The 16,171-nt window shown below is 49.6% G+C and carries 12 protein-coding genes; 10 read left to right on the top strand and 2 right to left on the bottom strand.

The window, feature by feature from the left end; translation table 11 throughout:
- Positions 1–12: 12 nt before the first annotated feature.
- The 4 genes from ACE3MQ_RS17500 to ACE3MQ_RS17515 all read left to right on the top strand — a co-directional run bounded on the left by ACE3MQ_RS17500 (position 13) and on the right by ACE3MQ_RS17515 (position 3,177).
- Positions 13–561, top strand: a complete 549-nt coding sequence (locus ACE3MQ_RS17500; protein WP_379394928.1) for a mismatch-specific DNA-glycosylase — start codon at positions 13–15, stop codon at positions 559–561.
- 299 nt (positions 562–860) lie between these two features.
- Positions 861–1,637 carry an amino acid ABC transporter substrate-binding protein gene (locus ACE3MQ_RS17505; RefSeq protein ID WP_379394930.1) on the top strand — a complete coding sequence of 259 codons (777 nt, stop codon included), beginning with the start codon at positions 861–863 and terminating at the stop codon, positions 1,635–1,637.
- Between the two features lie 118 nt (positions 1,638–1,755).
- Positions 1,756–2,415: an amino acid ABC transporter permease gene (locus tag ACE3MQ_RS17510; protein ID WP_379394932.1), complete on the top strand. Its 660-nt coding sequence runs from the start codon at positions 1,756–1,758 to the stop codon at positions 2,413–2,415.
- A 15-nt stretch (positions 2,416–2,430) separates the two neighbouring features.
- A complete protein-coding gene (locus ACE3MQ_RS17515) occupies positions 2,431–3,177 on the top strand; it encodes an amino acid ABC transporter ATP-binding protein (protein WP_379394934.1) in 747 nt (248 codons plus the stop codon).
- A 531-nt stretch (positions 3,178–3,708) separates the two neighbouring features.
- Here the strand turns inward: ACE3MQ_RS17515 and ACE3MQ_RS17520 are convergent.
- Both ACE3MQ_RS17520 and ACE3MQ_RS17525 read right to left on the bottom strand, forming a co-directional pair.
- On the bottom strand, positions 3,709–5,340 hold the full coding sequence (locus ACE3MQ_RS17520; RefSeq protein WP_379394936.1) for a response regulator transcription factor: 1,632 nt from the start codon (positions 5,338–5,340) through the stop codon (positions 3,709–3,711).
- Between the two features lie 6 nt (positions 5,341–5,346).
- A complete protein-coding gene (locus tag ACE3MQ_RS17525; RefSeq protein ID WP_379394938.1) occupies positions 5,347–7,149 on the bottom strand; it encodes a sensor histidine kinase in 1,803 nt (600 codons plus the stop codon).
- 122 nt (positions 7,150–7,271) lie between these two features.
- Between ACE3MQ_RS17525 and ACE3MQ_RS17530 the strand changes: the two genes are divergently transcribed.
- From ACE3MQ_RS17530 to ACE3MQ_RS17555, 6 genes are all read left to right on the top strand, one after another.
- On the top strand, positions 7,272–8,153 hold the full coding sequence (locus tag ACE3MQ_RS17530) for a carbohydrate ABC transporter permease (protein WP_379394940.1): 882 nt from the start codon (positions 7,272–7,274) through the stop codon (positions 8,151–8,153).
- Positions 8,153–8,983 carry a carbohydrate ABC transporter permease gene (locus ACE3MQ_RS17535; protein WP_379394942.1) on the top strand — a complete coding sequence of 277 codons (831 nt, stop codon included), beginning with the start codon at positions 8,153–8,155 and terminating at the stop codon, positions 8,981–8,983. The genes ACE3MQ_RS17530 and ACE3MQ_RS17535 overlap by 1 nt, the downstream gene beginning before the upstream one ends.
- Before the next feature lie 58 nt (positions 8,984–9,041).
- Positions 9,042–10,349 (top strand): ABC transporter substrate-binding protein, encoded by a 1,308-nt coding sequence (locus ACE3MQ_RS17540; RefSeq protein ID WP_379394944.1) that lies wholly within the window; start codon positions 9,042–9,044, stop codon positions 10,347–10,349.
- A 147-nt stretch (positions 10,350–10,496) separates the two neighbouring features.
- On the top strand, positions 10,497–12,494 hold the full coding sequence (locus ACE3MQ_RS17545) for a beta-galactosidase (protein ID WP_379394946.1): 1,998 nt from the start codon (positions 10,497–10,499) through the stop codon (positions 12,492–12,494).
- A 117-nt stretch (positions 12,495–12,611) separates the two neighbouring features.
- The gene (locus ACE3MQ_RS17550) at positions 12,612–13,961 is read left to right on the top strand and encodes a GH1 family beta-glucosidase (RefSeq protein ID WP_379394949.1); all 1,350 of its coding nucleotides are present in this window, start codon (positions 12,612–12,614) and stop codon (positions 13,959–13,961) included.
- A gap of 207 nt (positions 13,962–14,168) precedes the next feature.
- The gene (locus ACE3MQ_RS17555) at positions 14,169–16,109 is read left to right on the top strand and encodes a DUF2207 domain-containing protein (protein ID WP_379394951.1); all 1,941 of its coding nucleotides are present in this window, start codon (positions 14,169–14,171) and stop codon (positions 16,107–16,109) included.
- Positions 16,110–16,171 lie beyond the last annotated feature (62 nt).

A 16,171-nucleotide genomic window follows, 5' to 3' on the forward strand; every position in this document is an offset into this window, starting at 1 on the left:
GGAAGCCAGGATATGCGCGAAGCAGATGAATCTATGGAGTTGACGGAGATTGCGGATCATTTGGACTATGGACTAAGCATCGTGTTCATCGGCTTTAATCCAAGCATTCGTTCCGGGCAGGTCGGTCATCATTACGCCAATCCCCGCAACAATTTTTGGCGCATATTACATAGCTCCGGCCTAACGCCAAGATTGTACCATGCCTCAGAAGACGCGGAGTTGCTGAAGCTGGGATATGGCTTTACGAATATCGTTGCTCGACCGACGAGGGGCGCAGAGGATATTACCCGGGAAGAGTATGCGGAGGGCCGTGAAATTTTGCGGGCGAAGCTGGAAAAATATCGTCCGAAGGTGGCATGCTTTGTCGGTAAAGGCGTCTATACGGAATATAGCCGCAAAGCGCGAGCAGATTGGGGATTTCAGGAGAATCCTGTCGTGGAAGGGATTCATGAATTCGTAGCCCCTTCGTCCAGCGGTCTGGTGCGAATGCCGATGTCTGAGATCGTGGAAATTTATACGAAGTTAAATGAGTTTATAACGGAAGTGTCTGCTTTAGAATAAGGGCCAATAAGGGCCTTTTTTAAGTTTTCAACGGAGCTGAAACCATTCTATAATCGCAAGAATCGCAAGAACAAACTACCGTTAAAATGTGGTCTGTCTATATAGAAAGTCCGTCAATAGATGTTTTAAGAAAGCTTATCCTGCTAGGCCAAAAAACGAATAAAACCACTTATTGGCAGCTCGATTCAATCTATCATCTCTCTCGACTCTTTCAAGGTGATATGCTATGATATAACCTTGATAACGTATTAACGAACTAAAGCGATTGAGTTATATGGACGAGACGGGGGAGAACCAATATGAAGAGAAATAGACTAGTTGTACTAGGGTTAATTGTAGCAGTAATGATGGCTGCGTTAGTAGGATGCTCTGGTGGAGCAAAGGATGACGGCAAGCTGGTCATCGGAGTTGACGATAAATTCGCGCCGATGGGATTCCGGGATGAGAAGAATGAACTGGTTGGCTTCGATATTGATTTTGCGAAGGCCGTTGGCGAAGAAATGGGCATGGAAGTGACCTTCCAGCCGATTGACTGGAAAGCGAAGGAATCCGAGCTGAACAGTGGACGAATCGATCTCATTTGGAACGGATATACGATTACGGAAGAACGTAAGGGCAAAGTCCTGTTTACGAAGCCTTACTTAGAAAATAGTCAGATCATCATTACACTGGCTGATTCTGATATATATTCTATAAAGGATCTGGCCGGAAAAGATGTGGGTCTGCAATCCTTGTCTTCGGCGGCGGACGCGCTTGACGCTAATCCGATCAAGTCCGAAGTGAAGAACGTCACCGAGTTCGCGGATAACGTGCTGGCACTTACTGATTTGAAGACGAAGCGCCTGGATGCGGTCATTATTGACGAGGTCGTGGCCAGATACTATATGTCCAAGGATGAAGGAACATTTAGACTGGTTGAGGAAACCCTTGCTCCTGAGGAGTATGGAATTGGCGTCAAAAAGGGCAACGAGGCATTGCTGGAGAAGCTGCAAAAAGCAATAGACACACTGAACGCGAGCGGAAAAGCCGCTGAAATTTCAGTGAAATGGTTTGGCGAAGACAAAATTTTGAAGTAAACAGTTGATGGTTATAAATCAATTTAAATCAATTTTATAGATATGAATTAAGAAAAAGTCATCATACGATAACCGGATCGCTTATTATCCGGTTTTTGTTTTTGGGGAGACGAAATATATGAGTATAAGTTACCTATGGGACATCACTATACCGATGCTGCAGGGCGCCAGAACGACGCTTCTACTGTTTCTGCTTGTCATCATTATATCGATTCCGCTGGGCTTCCTCGTTACGTTAATGGTGAACAGCCGTGTGAAGCCGGTTAGCTGGCTGGCTAACGGTTATGTGTACGTGATGCGTGGAACGCCGCTGCTGCTGCAGCTGCTGTTCTTCTGCTTCGGTCTGCCGATGCTGCCCTTCATTGGAGAATATCTTGTATTGGACAGATTTGCAGCCGCCAGCCTCGCATTTATTCTGAATTATGCCGCCTATTTCGCAGAGATTTTTCGCGGAGGCCTGCTGGCTGTCGATAAAGGCCAGTATGAAGCTGCGAAGGTTCTGGGATTGAACCGCTGGCAGACATTAACGCGGATTATTATGCCGCAAATGTTCCGAGTTGCGCTGCCCGCGGTATCCAATGAATCAATTACGCTTGTCAAAGATACGGCCTTGCTATATGCGGTATCCGTTCCCGAATTGCTCCACTTTGCTTATACGGCTGTAAATCGTGATTTTACCATTGTCCCGTTCGTCGTGGCAGGAGTAAATTACCTGCTGATGATTTTAGTACTAACCGTGCTGTTCAAGGCGCTTGAACGAAAGTTCAAATTCGAATAAAAGGACTGTCTAGCTATGGCAATCATTGAAGTTAACGATCTGAAAAAAATGTTTGGCCAGCTTGAGGTGTTAAAGAGCATCTCCTTCAGCGTGAATCCGAGCGAAGTAGTAGCTGTGATCGGCCCTTCTGGTTCGGGGAAATCGACGATGCTTCGCAGTCTCGTCCATTTAGAAGAGGCTAACGGCGGCAACGTCAAAGTTGGGGATAAGTATCTCGTTAAAGACGGCGTTTACTCTGGTCACCAGCAGATCAAGACGATTACCTCCCGCATGGGGATGGTGTTCCAGCATTTCAACCTGTTTCCGCATTTGACGGTCAAAGGCAATCTGGAGCTGTCACCGAAGCTGGTTAAGGGAATACCCTCCGCCGATGTGTCCAGGATGAGCCTAGAGCTGCTCGATAAAGTAGGCTTGTCTGACAAGGCGAACGTGTATCCTTCCAGTTTATCTGGAGGACAGAAGCAGCGGGTAGCCATTGCTCGCGCTCTGATGATGAACCCGGAAATTCTGCTGTTTGACGAACCGACCTCGGCCCTCGATCCCGAGCTGACGGGGGAAGTGCTGCAGGTCATGAAGCGCTTGGCCGAGGAGCAGATGACGATGATCGTGGTGACGCATGAGATGGGCTTTGCCCGGGAAGTCGCCGATCGCGTCCTATTCATGGCAGATGGCGAAATCATCGAGTCCGGCACGCCGGAGCAAATCTTCGGGAATCCGCGGCATGAGCGGACGCGTGCGTTCCTGACCCGGGTACTGGCTTAATTAATAGACAAATGCTTTCCATATCATATTACAGGGCTATTCCTAAGTCATGGTTGCATGACCCGGGAACAGCCCTGTTTATATGCGTACAGCAAAGCCTATAATCATTTTGACTCATACTGGTAAAGGCACTTCATATTAATATCCTCACTAAGATGCAAATACTGAGATGCGTACACTAAATGGAGTTCATGTATCTAAAACTGCTCTAAACGAATGTTTCAAATAAATAGATGGATTTTATGCACCTAAAATCAAGAATCCAGGTCATGATTGGGAATTTCCCTTCTACTAACGACATGAAATCCATTTAAATCTACTTTCTTCTATTTGTCGCAGAAACTAACTACTATAAATCCATCTATATAAGTTGTTCCTGATCACTGTTGCTCTTAGATTTTTTGGATGATAAATTTTCCCCAATGTTTCATTACTTCCCCCAAAAATTGATGTAAAAAAATATAAGCAAATCCTAGAAGAAGCGGGTTTACTGTAGGGTTCTGGATTCATTATTGAACGTACTGGCTCACCTTAGACTTCAAGCTTGCTCCGATAGGCCTTTGGAGACAAGCCTTCTTGTTTCTTGAACACTTTGCTGAAGTATTTGACGTCGCGAAAGCCGACCATCTCAGCAATTTGTGCAATTTTCAAATGAGGATTCTGCATAAGCTGCTTGGCTTTGTCGATCCGGTAAGTAGCAAGATAATCGGAGAAATTAATGCCGAATTCCTGCTTGAACTTACGAGAAATATATTCCCGGCTGACGAAAAAAGCGCTGGCGATGTCAAGCAAGGACAAGTCGTCCATATAGTTCTGCTCAACATATTTGATAATATCGTTAATCGTCCGTTTGTCTCTCGCTTGCCGTTCGTTAATTACCCGGGCCAGCTCGCTCATGAAGCCGTAAGACCAATCCCGCCAGGCGAATAGCGTAAAGGCATAGCTGTTCACAAAAGGAGGCTGATTCTGCCGATCACTTTGCTCCAGTGCAGCCTCTGCATTCCCGGCGGTATCGCCAAGCGTCTCTCGCAGCAGTTGAGTGCGAAAGAGCATGACGGCGGATGTCCAGTGATGAAGCTGCTCCGGCGTCACGATACCAGCCCTTCCGAGCTCGCCGACCCATTTTTCCGCAGCCGCGGATATTTGCACATCGCTGCCGCTGAGGACAGCCATCTTCCATTCCTCTCTCGCGGAGCTGAAGGCCAACTGGCTATGTCTTTCAGCGATATCCTCGCTCTCCGCTCCAAGCAGATGTGCATAGCTGTCGCTTCGCAGCAGATTGCGGCGCGACAGCGCCAACTTGGCTTCGGCATATTGGGCAGGAAGACTGTGCGGGAGCTGGCCGGCAGAGCCGATTCCAAAATGCATTCTTCGCTGCAGGGTATGGAATAGTCCCTCGTTGATGCGGAAGATCAGCTCTTGAACATCAAAGGAGGGGTTCCAGATCAGTATGACGATTTCCCACGGAGCTCCCCAATATTTAAAGGCGATGCCGGAGTGATTGCTGGCTAGAAATTCATTGCAAATATTGATGATGGCAAAATGCATCAGTTCGCTATCATGGCCAAATCGCTTCAGCAGCAATGCATCGCTGGCATCCAGCTGAAGCAGCAATAGCTGCACGGTATCGGCCTGCATCGGAACAACGCCTTCATTACGCAGCCTGCGTATGGAGGCTTCAGCAGCGTTCTCATCATCGATGAGGGAGGAGAACAGCTTCTCCCCGTAGATCGGTTTGAACTCATTCAACTGGATATTTTGCCGCTGTATGTCGATCCGTTCCCGTTCCTCTTCGCGTGATTGGACGACTGCTTTATGAACCGCAGAATTGATAGCATCCGCATCAATCGGCTTAAGGATATAGTCGATCCCTCCATGGCGAACGGTGTTGCGGACGAAATCAAAATCGTTATGCCCGCTGACCACGATGAATTTAACGGTATCTGCAAACTCGCTGATCCATTCCATCAGCTCCATGCCGTGTCCCGATGCCATCATCATATCCATGATGACAAGCCCAGGCTTGGACTGGCGTATAAGCTCCATCGCTTCATTGCCGCTTCCCGCCTCCAGGATCTCATCAATGCCATGGGCGTCCCAATCGACGAGAAGACGGACAGCCTTACGGACTCGGGCTTCATCGTCTACAATAAGTGCTCTCATTTCTATTCACGCTCCGCTTCTGTCTTGATCAGGAATGATTAGGGTAATTCGTACCCCAACCGGATCCAAATTGCTGATGGTTAGGGCAGCGTTATCTCGGCTGACAAGCTGCAGCCGCGCTAGAACATTAGCAAGACCGATCGAAGGCCGACTTTCCTCATCCCCGTCATCCAGCGGATGGTTGATCCTGACGCTGGATAAATCGCTCAGCTCCTGCTGCAGCTGTTTCAGTCTAATTTCAGGGATCTGTACCCCATTGTTCTGTACGACGATCTCCACCTGACCCTCCCGCAGCCTCTTAGCGAATAGCATTAGTTCGCCATCCGAAGCTGAACGATCCAATCCGTGTTTAAAATAGTTTTCGACGATCGGCTGCAAAATCATTTTGGGCATGGGCAGGTCAAGCAGTGAATCATCCACATCATAATGAAACTGGAAACGATTTTCAAATCGTTCCTTCTGCAGCTCGATATATGCTTTCACGTGTTCTAGCTCGTCCCGCAAGGTGACGTTCTTATCCTCATAATGCATGCTGTAGTGCATCATTTTCGCCAAAGCCGACAGCAGCGCATAGATTCGCGGCATCTTCAGCTCCAGCGCCAGTGTGCCTATAATTTGCAGCGTATTGTTCAGAAAGTGAGGATTAATTTGTGCCTGCATGGCTCGCAATTGATTCGTCTTATTGGCCAGCTCCAGCTTGTATTCGCGCAAAATCAGATTATTGATCGTATCCATCATACTGCGGAAGCGCAGCATGACCGCGCCGATCTCATCATTGCTTGCCGGCTGGATATCGACATTCAAATTGCCGGATTGGATTTGATTCATATATTTGCCGAGCTGCTTGATCGGGGCGGTGATCCGCACCGAAATGAGGATCGTTGCAGCGGCAATGACGATTAACGAAACAGCGAGCAAGAGCAGGTTAATCCCGGCGGCATGATTCGCTTCACGGACTAAGTAAGACATGGGGATTTGTTTGACGATCGTCCAGTTCAGTCCTTTCCCCGCCATCCGGTTATAGATGAACAAACTGCCGTCCTGCTCGAAATTTCCGCTCGTTTGACCCGAGGCGGAGATCACCTCCGAATACCAGCTCCCCTGCAGCGGCTCGCCGAGCATGCTTTGCTCATCGGTATATATTAAATCCCCGTTTTCATCCACGATGAAGATCTTCTCACGTTCTTTGTTATACAGCTGGTCGACGATGTCGGTCAATGCCGTCAAGCTGACATCGATCGATAAATACCCGATGACCTCGCTTGAGGGTACGTTCTCGATTCTCCGATGGAGCGTAAATACCGGCCGCGAAGGATAGCGCGGCTGCAAAGCTTTGAGTCCGTAAGTATGGCTCATGTGGCTTTTTTGCACCCATACCGTAGGACGGTCTTCGGTCAGCACATCGGCGTAAACGTCGGTGTTGTAATTGCGCTGCGGGGTGTTGAGCGTCACCAGCGTTGCTTTGCGATTGCCGTTCTCATATAGATACACCTGGAAAATATCCGGTACAGAGGTCGCAATATTGGATAAAACGGCGTAAACGCGGGAGTCGCTCTGCACATCCTCGTATCCGGCCTTCAGTTGATTGGAGATCGAGAATACATTGGAGGAACTGCGGTTCAAATCCTCCACCAAATTGACGATATGCCTTCCGCCTTGGTACAGCAGTTTGGTATCCTCTTCAGCGACCCTCGTTCTGAGCGAATGGGCCGTATAGGAATAAGTAACGAACATCGTGGTCACGATCGGTATGACGGTAGCCAGGAGTAGAAAAATGATTAGTTTAGCGCGTATGCTATTCCACTTCAATATTTTATCCCCCGATCAATAAATTGCACCTGAGAGTTCAACTCTGTCGGTGTTTATCGTAGCCAATTCAAGTCATAATGACAATACACTAGTTATTCGGTATAAAGAAAGGGGGCTGCGCCATGAGTAAGAGAAGATTGTCGGGATGGGGGCTGCAGTTGTTTTTTGTAGGACCGGTTCTGCTGTTCTTCACAGTCATCATGGTTATTCCATTCTTCCTCGGCATGTATTATTCGCTGACGGACTGGAACGGCGTGGCGGGCACAGTCAATTGGGTAGGCTTGGCCAATTTCAAAACGATATTTACGAATGATCCCGATTTCTGGTCATCGTTCTGGTTTACGACAAGATTCACACTGGTCGGTATAGTTTTGACCAATGTTGTCGGATTTTTCCTCGCTTATTTTTTGACAAAAGCGTTGAAGCTGCGCAATATTTTGCGGACGATATTTTTCATGCCTAACGTCATCGGCGGCTTGCTGCTCGGATTTATTTGGCAGTTTATTTTTATCAAAGGCTTTAGCACAATGTATGATGTTACGGGCTGGTCGTTCTTCGGCCTTCCGTGGCTGGGAGATTCCGTTACCGGCTTTTGGGGCATTACGATTGTGTTCGTTTGGCAAACCGCGGGTTACCTCATGGTCGTCTATATTTCCTCGCTGACGAATGTGCCGACCGAGATTATGGAGGCGGCGGAAATCGATGGCGCGAATCGCTGGCAGATGCTGCGCAGCATCATTGTTCCGCTCATCATGCCTGCCGTTACGATTTGTTTATTCCTGGCGATTTCCTGGGCATTTAAAATGTTCGACCTTAACCTCTCGCTTACGAAAGGCGGACCATTTAAATCTACGGAGTCGGTCGCCATGAACGTTTATGCGGAAGCCTTCCAGAATAACCGGTACGGTCTGGGTACGGCGAAGGCCATGCTGTTCTTCGTCATCGTCGCGATCATTACGATCGTCCAAGTGGCGCTGACGAAGAAGAAGGAGGTCGAGGCATAATGCAGAAAAGATATTCCGGTCGCCTGTTCGCAACGGAAATCATTATGGTTATCGTTGCCCTGCTCTTTTTGTCGCCGTTCTATTTCCTGCTCGTCAACTCCGTCAAGACATTCGGCGAGATTATGTCGAACTCGGCCAGCTGGCCGACGGCGTTCCAATGGAGCAACTTTACGAAAGCATGGGAGCTGACGAGGTTTCCCCAAGCGTTTACGAATTCATTGGTCATTACCGTGATCAGCGTAATCATTCTAGCCTTGTTAAGCGCCATGGGCGCTTACCGCATGGTTCGGGCCAACACCTTGTTCAATCGCGTGCTCTTCTTCTTGTTCATCGCTGCGATGGTTATCCCGTTCCAATCGATCATGATTCCGCTTATGAGAATCGTGAATGAATTGGGCGTCAATAATAGCAAGCTGGGTCTGATCATCACATATCTTGGGCTTGGAGCCCCAATGTCGCTATTCCTGTTCCATGGTTTCGTCAAATCGATTCCGCTGGAAATCGAGGAGGCTGCGACGGTAGACGGCTGTACCTCCATCGGCGTATTTTTCCGGATGGTGCTGCCAATGCTGCGGCCAATGATTATGACGGTCGTCGTCCTGAACTGCTTGTGGATCTGGAACGACTATCTCCTTCCGTCGCTTATCCTGCAGCGTCCGCACATGCGGACCATCCCGCTGGCTACCTTCTCCTTCTTTGGGGAATATACCAAGCAATGGGATATCGCGCTGCCAGCGCTCGTGCTGGGGATTACGCCGATTATCGCTTTCTTCTTAATGCTCCAGCGCTACATCGTTGAGGGAATAGCAGCGGGATCCGTCAAAGGCTAGATGACGGGTTCTCTGTTCCAAATATTTATTAAGCATAGATCAAAGGGGGAACATGGCAATGAAGATGAAAAAATACGTTGTCCTACTATCCGCGCTTATGATTTTGTCCGTCATTCTGTCGGCTTGCGGCGGAAGCAGCAGCAATCCTGCTAACAATGGCAATGGCGGTGCCAGCAGTGAAGGCAGCGGCAAGCAGGAGCAAAAGACGGTTACCATTTTCCAATTCAAAACGGAAATCGTAGAAGGACTCAATGAGCTGAAGGTAGAATTTGAAAAAGAATACCCGAACATCAAGCTGGACATCCAGACGGTTGGCGGCGGCGCTGACTATGATGCAGCCCTGAAGACGAAATTCGCTTCCGGCGACGCTCCGGACATTTTCTCCAACAACGGTTACTCGAAACTGGATATGTGGCAGGACAAGGTTGAGGATTTGTCCGACCAGCCATGGGTACAGGATCTGGTTCCGCTGGCAGCCGAGCCGATTACGAAGGATGGCAAAGTTTACGGCATGCCGCTGGCTCTCGAAGGCTTTGGATTTATCTATAACAAGGATTTGTTCCAACAAGTAGGGATTACCGTTCCGCCAAGAACGTATACCGAGCTTGAGGATGCAGCCAAGAAATTGAAAGCGGCGGGCATTACACCGTTTGCCAATGCTTATCAGGAATGGTGGCTCGTTGGCAGCCAGGGCATCAGCGTGGCCTTCGCGAACCAGGACGATATCGACGGCTTCATCAATGGACTTAACGAAGGCACAGCTTCTATCGTAGGCAATGAGAAGTTCGAGAACTGGGCGCGCCTGATGCAGCTTACGGTGGACTACGGCAACAAGAACCCGCTGACTACGGACTATAATACACAAGTCACCATGTTCGCCAACGGCGAAGCCGCGATGATGCAAGAAGGCAACTGGGCGCAAACGATGATCGACGGAATTACGCCGAACATGAACATTGGCGTTCTGCCGATGCCGGTGAGCGATAACGCGGAGCAAACGGGCAAAGTAACGATCGGGGTGCCTGTGAACCTGGTGGTCAACAAGGATTCTGATGCCAAAGAAGAAGCAAAAATTTTCTTGAACTGGCTCGTGACCTCTGACATCGGCAAAGAATATATCGTGAAGAAGTTTAAATTTATCCCGACGATGAAGAGTATCCAGTCGACGCCAGAGGATATGGGCGCGATCGCGGCAGATCTGTGGAACTATATCGAAGAAGATAAAATCATTCTGCATCAGGCCGGCAAATATCCGGATGGCGTAGCCCAAGAGTTCGGCAGCGTAATCCAGCAATTCATCGCCGGGAAAAGCGATGTAAATGCTTGGGCGGAGAACATGCAAGCGGCTTGGGATAAATTGAAATAACTAAGGTAGCCTGAGAATCAGGCCGGACTAGAGGAAAGTGAAATAGGCTGCTTCTGAGACTTATCGAAAGGATGAGCGAAGGAGCAGCCTTTTCGCTTAGGCCCCGATCAGATTAGGGTTAAATGAGGTTGAAAAGGAGTCATTGCCATGAACAAGTATGCGAATCAGGTACAAGTCGGCGTCGTTTATTACCCGGAGCATTGGGATCCATCCCTATGGGAAGAGGATGTTCAACTGATGAAGGTTACGGGCGTGCGGGTCGTCCGGCTGGCGGAGTTTGCCTGGAGCCGGATGGAGAGCAGCTCGGGAGGATATCATTTCGAGTGGCTTGATCAGGCGATCGACCTGTTCCATAAATATGATATTCGCGTCGTCCTTTGTACGCCGACCAATACACCGCCACGCTGGCTGACCGAGCTGAGGCCCGATGTTCTGCCGAGAAATGCGGATGGCAGTATTACTTATCCGGGCGTGCGGGGCCACCGCTGTTACAATAGCAAATCGCTGCGGGTCTACGGCTCGCGGATCATCGAAGAGATGACGCAGCGTTATGGCCGTCATCCGGCGGTTATCGGCTGGCAGACGGATAACGAGTACTGGATGATCGATTGCCACTGCGAGATGTGCAGCGAGAAGTTCCGGGAATGGGTCAAGCAGAAATACGTGACGCTCGAAGCCGTTAATCGCGAGTGGGGTACGGTCGTTTGGAGCGGAGAATATAGCGAATGGTCGCAGATCGGCGTGCCATACGGCGGCTCGAAACATCAAAACCCGTCCTACCTGCTTGATTTTGCCCGATTTCAGTGGGACTCTATCGCGGAATTCCAACGCAGCCAGATTGACATTATTCGCAGGAATTGTCCGAATCACTTTATTACACACAATTTCCACACGTATCCGCAGAGACTGAATTTGTACCAGACAGGAGCCGACTTGGATTTCGCCTCCTTCGATTATTATCCGAATACCGCGCCGGACAAGCAATCGACCGGACCGTACAGCGGAGCGCTGTCCCTCGATGTCACCCGCGGGATCAAGCGGCGGAATTTCTGGATTATGGAGCAGCTTAGCGGTTCACCAGGCTGCTGGTTTCCGACATGGCGAGCGCCGTACCCGGGATTTATCCGCGCCTTCTCATGGCAAGCCATTGCCAAAGGAGCTGACACGGTCGTGCATTTCAGGTGGCGTACGGCGACGGTGGGGGCTGAGCAGTTCTGGCATGGCCTGATAGATCCGAGCAATGTTCCCGGCCGCAGATTCTCCGAATTTGCCGAGCTTTGCGGAGAGGTCAACGCCTTGTCGGGCAAGCTGCAGGGTACTGCGCCAAAGCATGAAGCAGCGATACTGCTGTCTCATGAGCAGCTTGAAGCGCTTCGCATTCAGCCTCAGGTAGAGGGCATGGACTACTATGAAAATGTGAAGGATTACCACCGCGCACTGACGAAGCTGGGGATCGGCTGCGATGTTATCGAATGGACGCAGCCTTTGGACGGCTATAAAATCGTCGTTGCTCCAAGCTTCTATCTGCTGAGCGAGGAGGCAGCCGCCTCGCTGGAGCGTTTTGCCGCCGCGGGGGGAACGGTGATCATTACAAGCCGCTCGGGTGTGAAGCATATGAACAATCAGGCGGTTATGCTGTCGCTGCCGGGATTGCTTGCGAAATGCACGGGAATCAGAGTGGAGGAATATGATCCAATCGGAGCGGACAAGCATCGTGTTGTTGATGGTGCAGGACGCACATTTGCAGGCTCGCAGTGGTGCGATATTATAAGTCTCCAAGGCGCGGAAGCGCTAGCTTGGTATGACGAGGATTTCTATAGCGGCGTACCGGCAGTGACGGTAAATCCATTCGGGGAGGGGAAAGTATACTACCTTGGCACTCATCTGGATGAAGCTTATTTGCAGAATTTATTCGTAAAGGAGGCCAAGGCGCATGGAATGCTGATGTTCCCGGATTTGCCGGAGGGCGTACAAATCGTGGTGCGCAGCGGGGAATCCTCGGCATATCTGTTCGTGCTCAATCTGAGCCGACAATTCAACCAAGTGACATTGCCCGGTTCCTACCACAGCGTGCTATATGGCAAGAAGCGAGAGCGAACGCTGAATTTAGCGCCTTACGGTGTGGATATTCTGGAAATGTCTTAATAGAATCATACTCGAATCTTGAATAACTCACTATATGAAGATAAGAGCTTTATACAAAATAAGAACAGCATGGATCGTACCCGATCAAATCTATTATTTTGGCAGGAGGAATTCAAAGTGACCATTATACAATTTCCGGAAAACTTCGTCTGGGGCGTGTCGACCTCAGCTTATCAAATCGAAGGCTCCTTGGATAAGGATGGACGCGGCCCGAGCATTTGGGACGTAATGGCGGCAACGCCCGGCAAAATCTTTCAAGGCGACGACGCAAGCATTGCCTGCGACAGTTATAATCGTTACGAAGAAGATATCGAGCTGATGAAAGAGCTTGGCGTTAAAGCCTACCGCTTCTCGGTATCCTGGCCGCGAATTTACCCGCAGGGCTTTGGCGAGGTCAATCGCCAAGGAATCGAGCATTATAAACGCATGGTGAATAAGCTGCTTGAGAATGGGATTGAGCCCTTCTGCACGTTGTACCATTGGGAGCTGCCGCAGGCGCTGCAGGAAAAGGGCGGCTGGGAGAACAGAGAGACGATCGATGCCTTTGTCATGTTTGCCGAAACGATGTTCCGCGAATTTGATGGCTTGATCAAGCATTGGATGACGTTCAATGAGCCGTGGTGTACCGCGATTAACGGCCATTTGCTGGGCAGACATGCACCGGGGATCATGAGCTGGCAGTCAGCCATTCAAGTAGGGCACCACTTGCTGGTAGCGCATGGCAAGACGGTAGCGAAGTTCCGCGAGCTCGGGACAGCGGGCGAGATTGGCTATGCGCCGGATATTTATTGGTATGAGCCGTTCTCCCGCAAACAGGAGGATATCGATGCGGCTTATCGGGCATTTTCCATTTACACCTGGTTTGTGACCCCAGTATTTACAGGCAAATACCCGGAGGAAATGGCCGCCTGGATCAAGACGAAGGGTGCCGAGCCCGTCATTGAGCCGGGGGACATGGAGATCATTTCGCAGAAGATCGATTTCCTAGGCTTGAACTTCTACGGCGGTAATATTGTACGCCATAAGGAAGGCAACAACTATCTGGATCTGGAGCATGTCGACCTCGGCTACGACAAATCGGATAAGGGCTGGTTTATTTTCCCGGAAGGCCTATATTTGACCTTAAGCTGGCTGACCGAGCAGTTCGGGCCAATTCCGATTTATATTACCGAGAACGGCGCCTGCTACAATGACGAAGTGGTAGATGGAAAAGTAAACGATGTGCGCCGCATCAAATTTCTAGAGAGCCATGTTGCCGAACTGGGCAGAGCGATCGAGTCCGGCGTGAATTTGAAAGGTTATCTCACCTGGTCGCTGATGGACAACTTTGAATGGGCGTTCGGATACTCCTGCCGCTTCGGCTTAATCTATGTGGATTACAGAACTCAGGTGCGCACACCGAAAGAGAGCTATTACTGGTATCAGAAGCTGATTCGCAAAAACTGGATGGAACTGGAAAGTCGTTGATTTGAACCGACCCGACCACCTTTACGCGGAACAGTAGTACGGACTCGAAACTGAGGACGATTTGAAATTATACGCAAATTTTCATAGATTGCTGAAGCAAGCCCGCCCTTAGCATAAGGACGGGCTTGCTGCATTTTCATCGCTTTAGTTTCTTTTAATTTAAATTCGTTTATAATAGTTTGAAGATTTTACGACTGAGGTGACAGGATGAGGAGATGGTTGTGGATCCCATTTGCCCTAATAATTGTTATGCTGGCGGGCTGCGGGGGAAACAAGAAGTTTACGATGGAGCAGGTGGATGTGTCGGCGAGAATCATGCCGGATGGCGATCTTTTTGTACAGGAGTTATTCACCTATCGCTTTGAAGGAAGCTGGAAAGGAATGACGCGGTATGTCGATCCAAAGGGGCATGAGGGGATTCAGTTTTTTGAAGCGTATATTCCGCCGGATGGAAAGCGTTTTGAAGACTTTACATACGACAATTTGCAGCGTCTCGCTGTTGATTTTAATAAAGAGAATGATACTTACTATATACATATGCCATCCTCGGATGAGACGAAGCGAGTCTATTACCGCTACCGGATCAAGGGGGCTGCCGTCCGCTATGCGGACACGGGCGAATTGGCGTGGAGCTTTTTTAAAAATAATAATGATGATATCCATCATGTAACGATAGACTTACAGCTACAAGAGCCTTATGACGAGAATAAAATCCATTATTTTCTCCATGACCGTTCCGGCGGCCAGGTTGCGGCAAAGACCGGAGGAGACGGGGGAGCTTACATCCATTATTACAATAAGCTGCTCGATCAGGATGGTACGGCGCGCTTAAGATTGTTGTTTCCGGCGAATTGGTTAAGTGAAACAACTGCACGTTCGGAGTCGCTACCATTGGAACAGGCTTTGGCCGAGGAGCGGGAACGGGAGCAGCGGCTCCTTAAGCGGCTGGATCATTTATCGATTGCCGATTCCGTGCTGAAGATACTGTCCTATGGAGCCTTGCTGCTCCTACTGCTTCAAATATTGCCGTTTAAAAGAATCGCAGGGTGGTTGCTCCGCAGTAGCCTGCCGTACGAGAAGCTGGATCAGATTGATCCGCTGCTTGCGGTATATATTTACCGTAAGGGGCGGCTTAAGAAGCGGGATATTTTTGCAGGGGTGTTCTCTATGCGGCATAAAGGGCTCGTGACGATGGAAGAGAAGACGGCACCCAAACGGTTCTTGACCGATAGCAAGGCTCCGGACATTATGCCGGAGTTCTTGTTTACGGGAAGGCGTTCCTCACTGAGCGAAGCGGAGAATTTTTTCCTGAATAAGTTCTTTTACGGCAAGAAGCTGGAGACGGATCGATTTGCAGGGCCTACGCGAAAGGAGAAGAAGGATACTTACGACCAGGGACGTTATCGTCGTCTTTTCGAACGAATTCATACCGATTTCAAACAATGGCGCGAATGGCTTGACCGTACGGAGGAATATAATGAGTACGTGTACCCTAACCGTTTTCGCCGGATTTTAAGGCCTGCTCTGATTATCATGCATTTCATCATTATACTTACGCTCTTCTACGCTGATGTCTCATCGACAGCGGAAATGGGCTGGGGCTTTCTGATTCTTGGAACGGCAGCCGGATTTGCCCTTGCCTTTCCTAAGCGAAGATGGCTTACGGGACTATATTATCTTGCCTGCTTTGGAGCTGCCGGTTTTCTTTATGACAGCTCTGCTGCAGTTACCTATGCTTTGCTAGTCGTGGTGACTTTTCTGCTTGCTATTATTCTTCGGCCTTATACGTTGACATTAAAAGGATGGAAGTATCATGCAGCGCTTCGTTATTGGCGCAGAAGGCTTAAGCGGGGAAAAGCTTATTCCCGCTCTGGATGTTATGATCCTGAGTCAAGCCTCAGGCTGGCCGAGTTTGCTCTCGTGCTGGATGCAGGCCCGCAGCTTCTGAAGGCGATGAAACGCCGGTCGGATGACGAGGCCTTGCAGTCCATTGTTTCGCGCATAAGCCAATCGGCTATTGAGGGGCTTGTCTATTCCCAGAGGTCGATCTCCTACATGCCTCCGGATCCCTCTTCCGGCAGCGGTGGCGGCTTCTCCGGCGGAGGCGGAGGCGGAGGAGGGGACGGCGGAGGAACCGGAGCATTCTAGCTGCGTGCTGCAGCATAAAGAACCTGACATGCAAGTTGTCAGGTTCTTTATTTTTGGAATGA

Origin of the sequence: Paenibacillus lentus (genome assembly GCF_042714055.1) — a bacterium.
Lineage (GTDB): Bacteria > Bacillota > Bacilli > Paenibacillales > Paenibacillaceae > Fontibacillus > Fontibacillus lentus_A.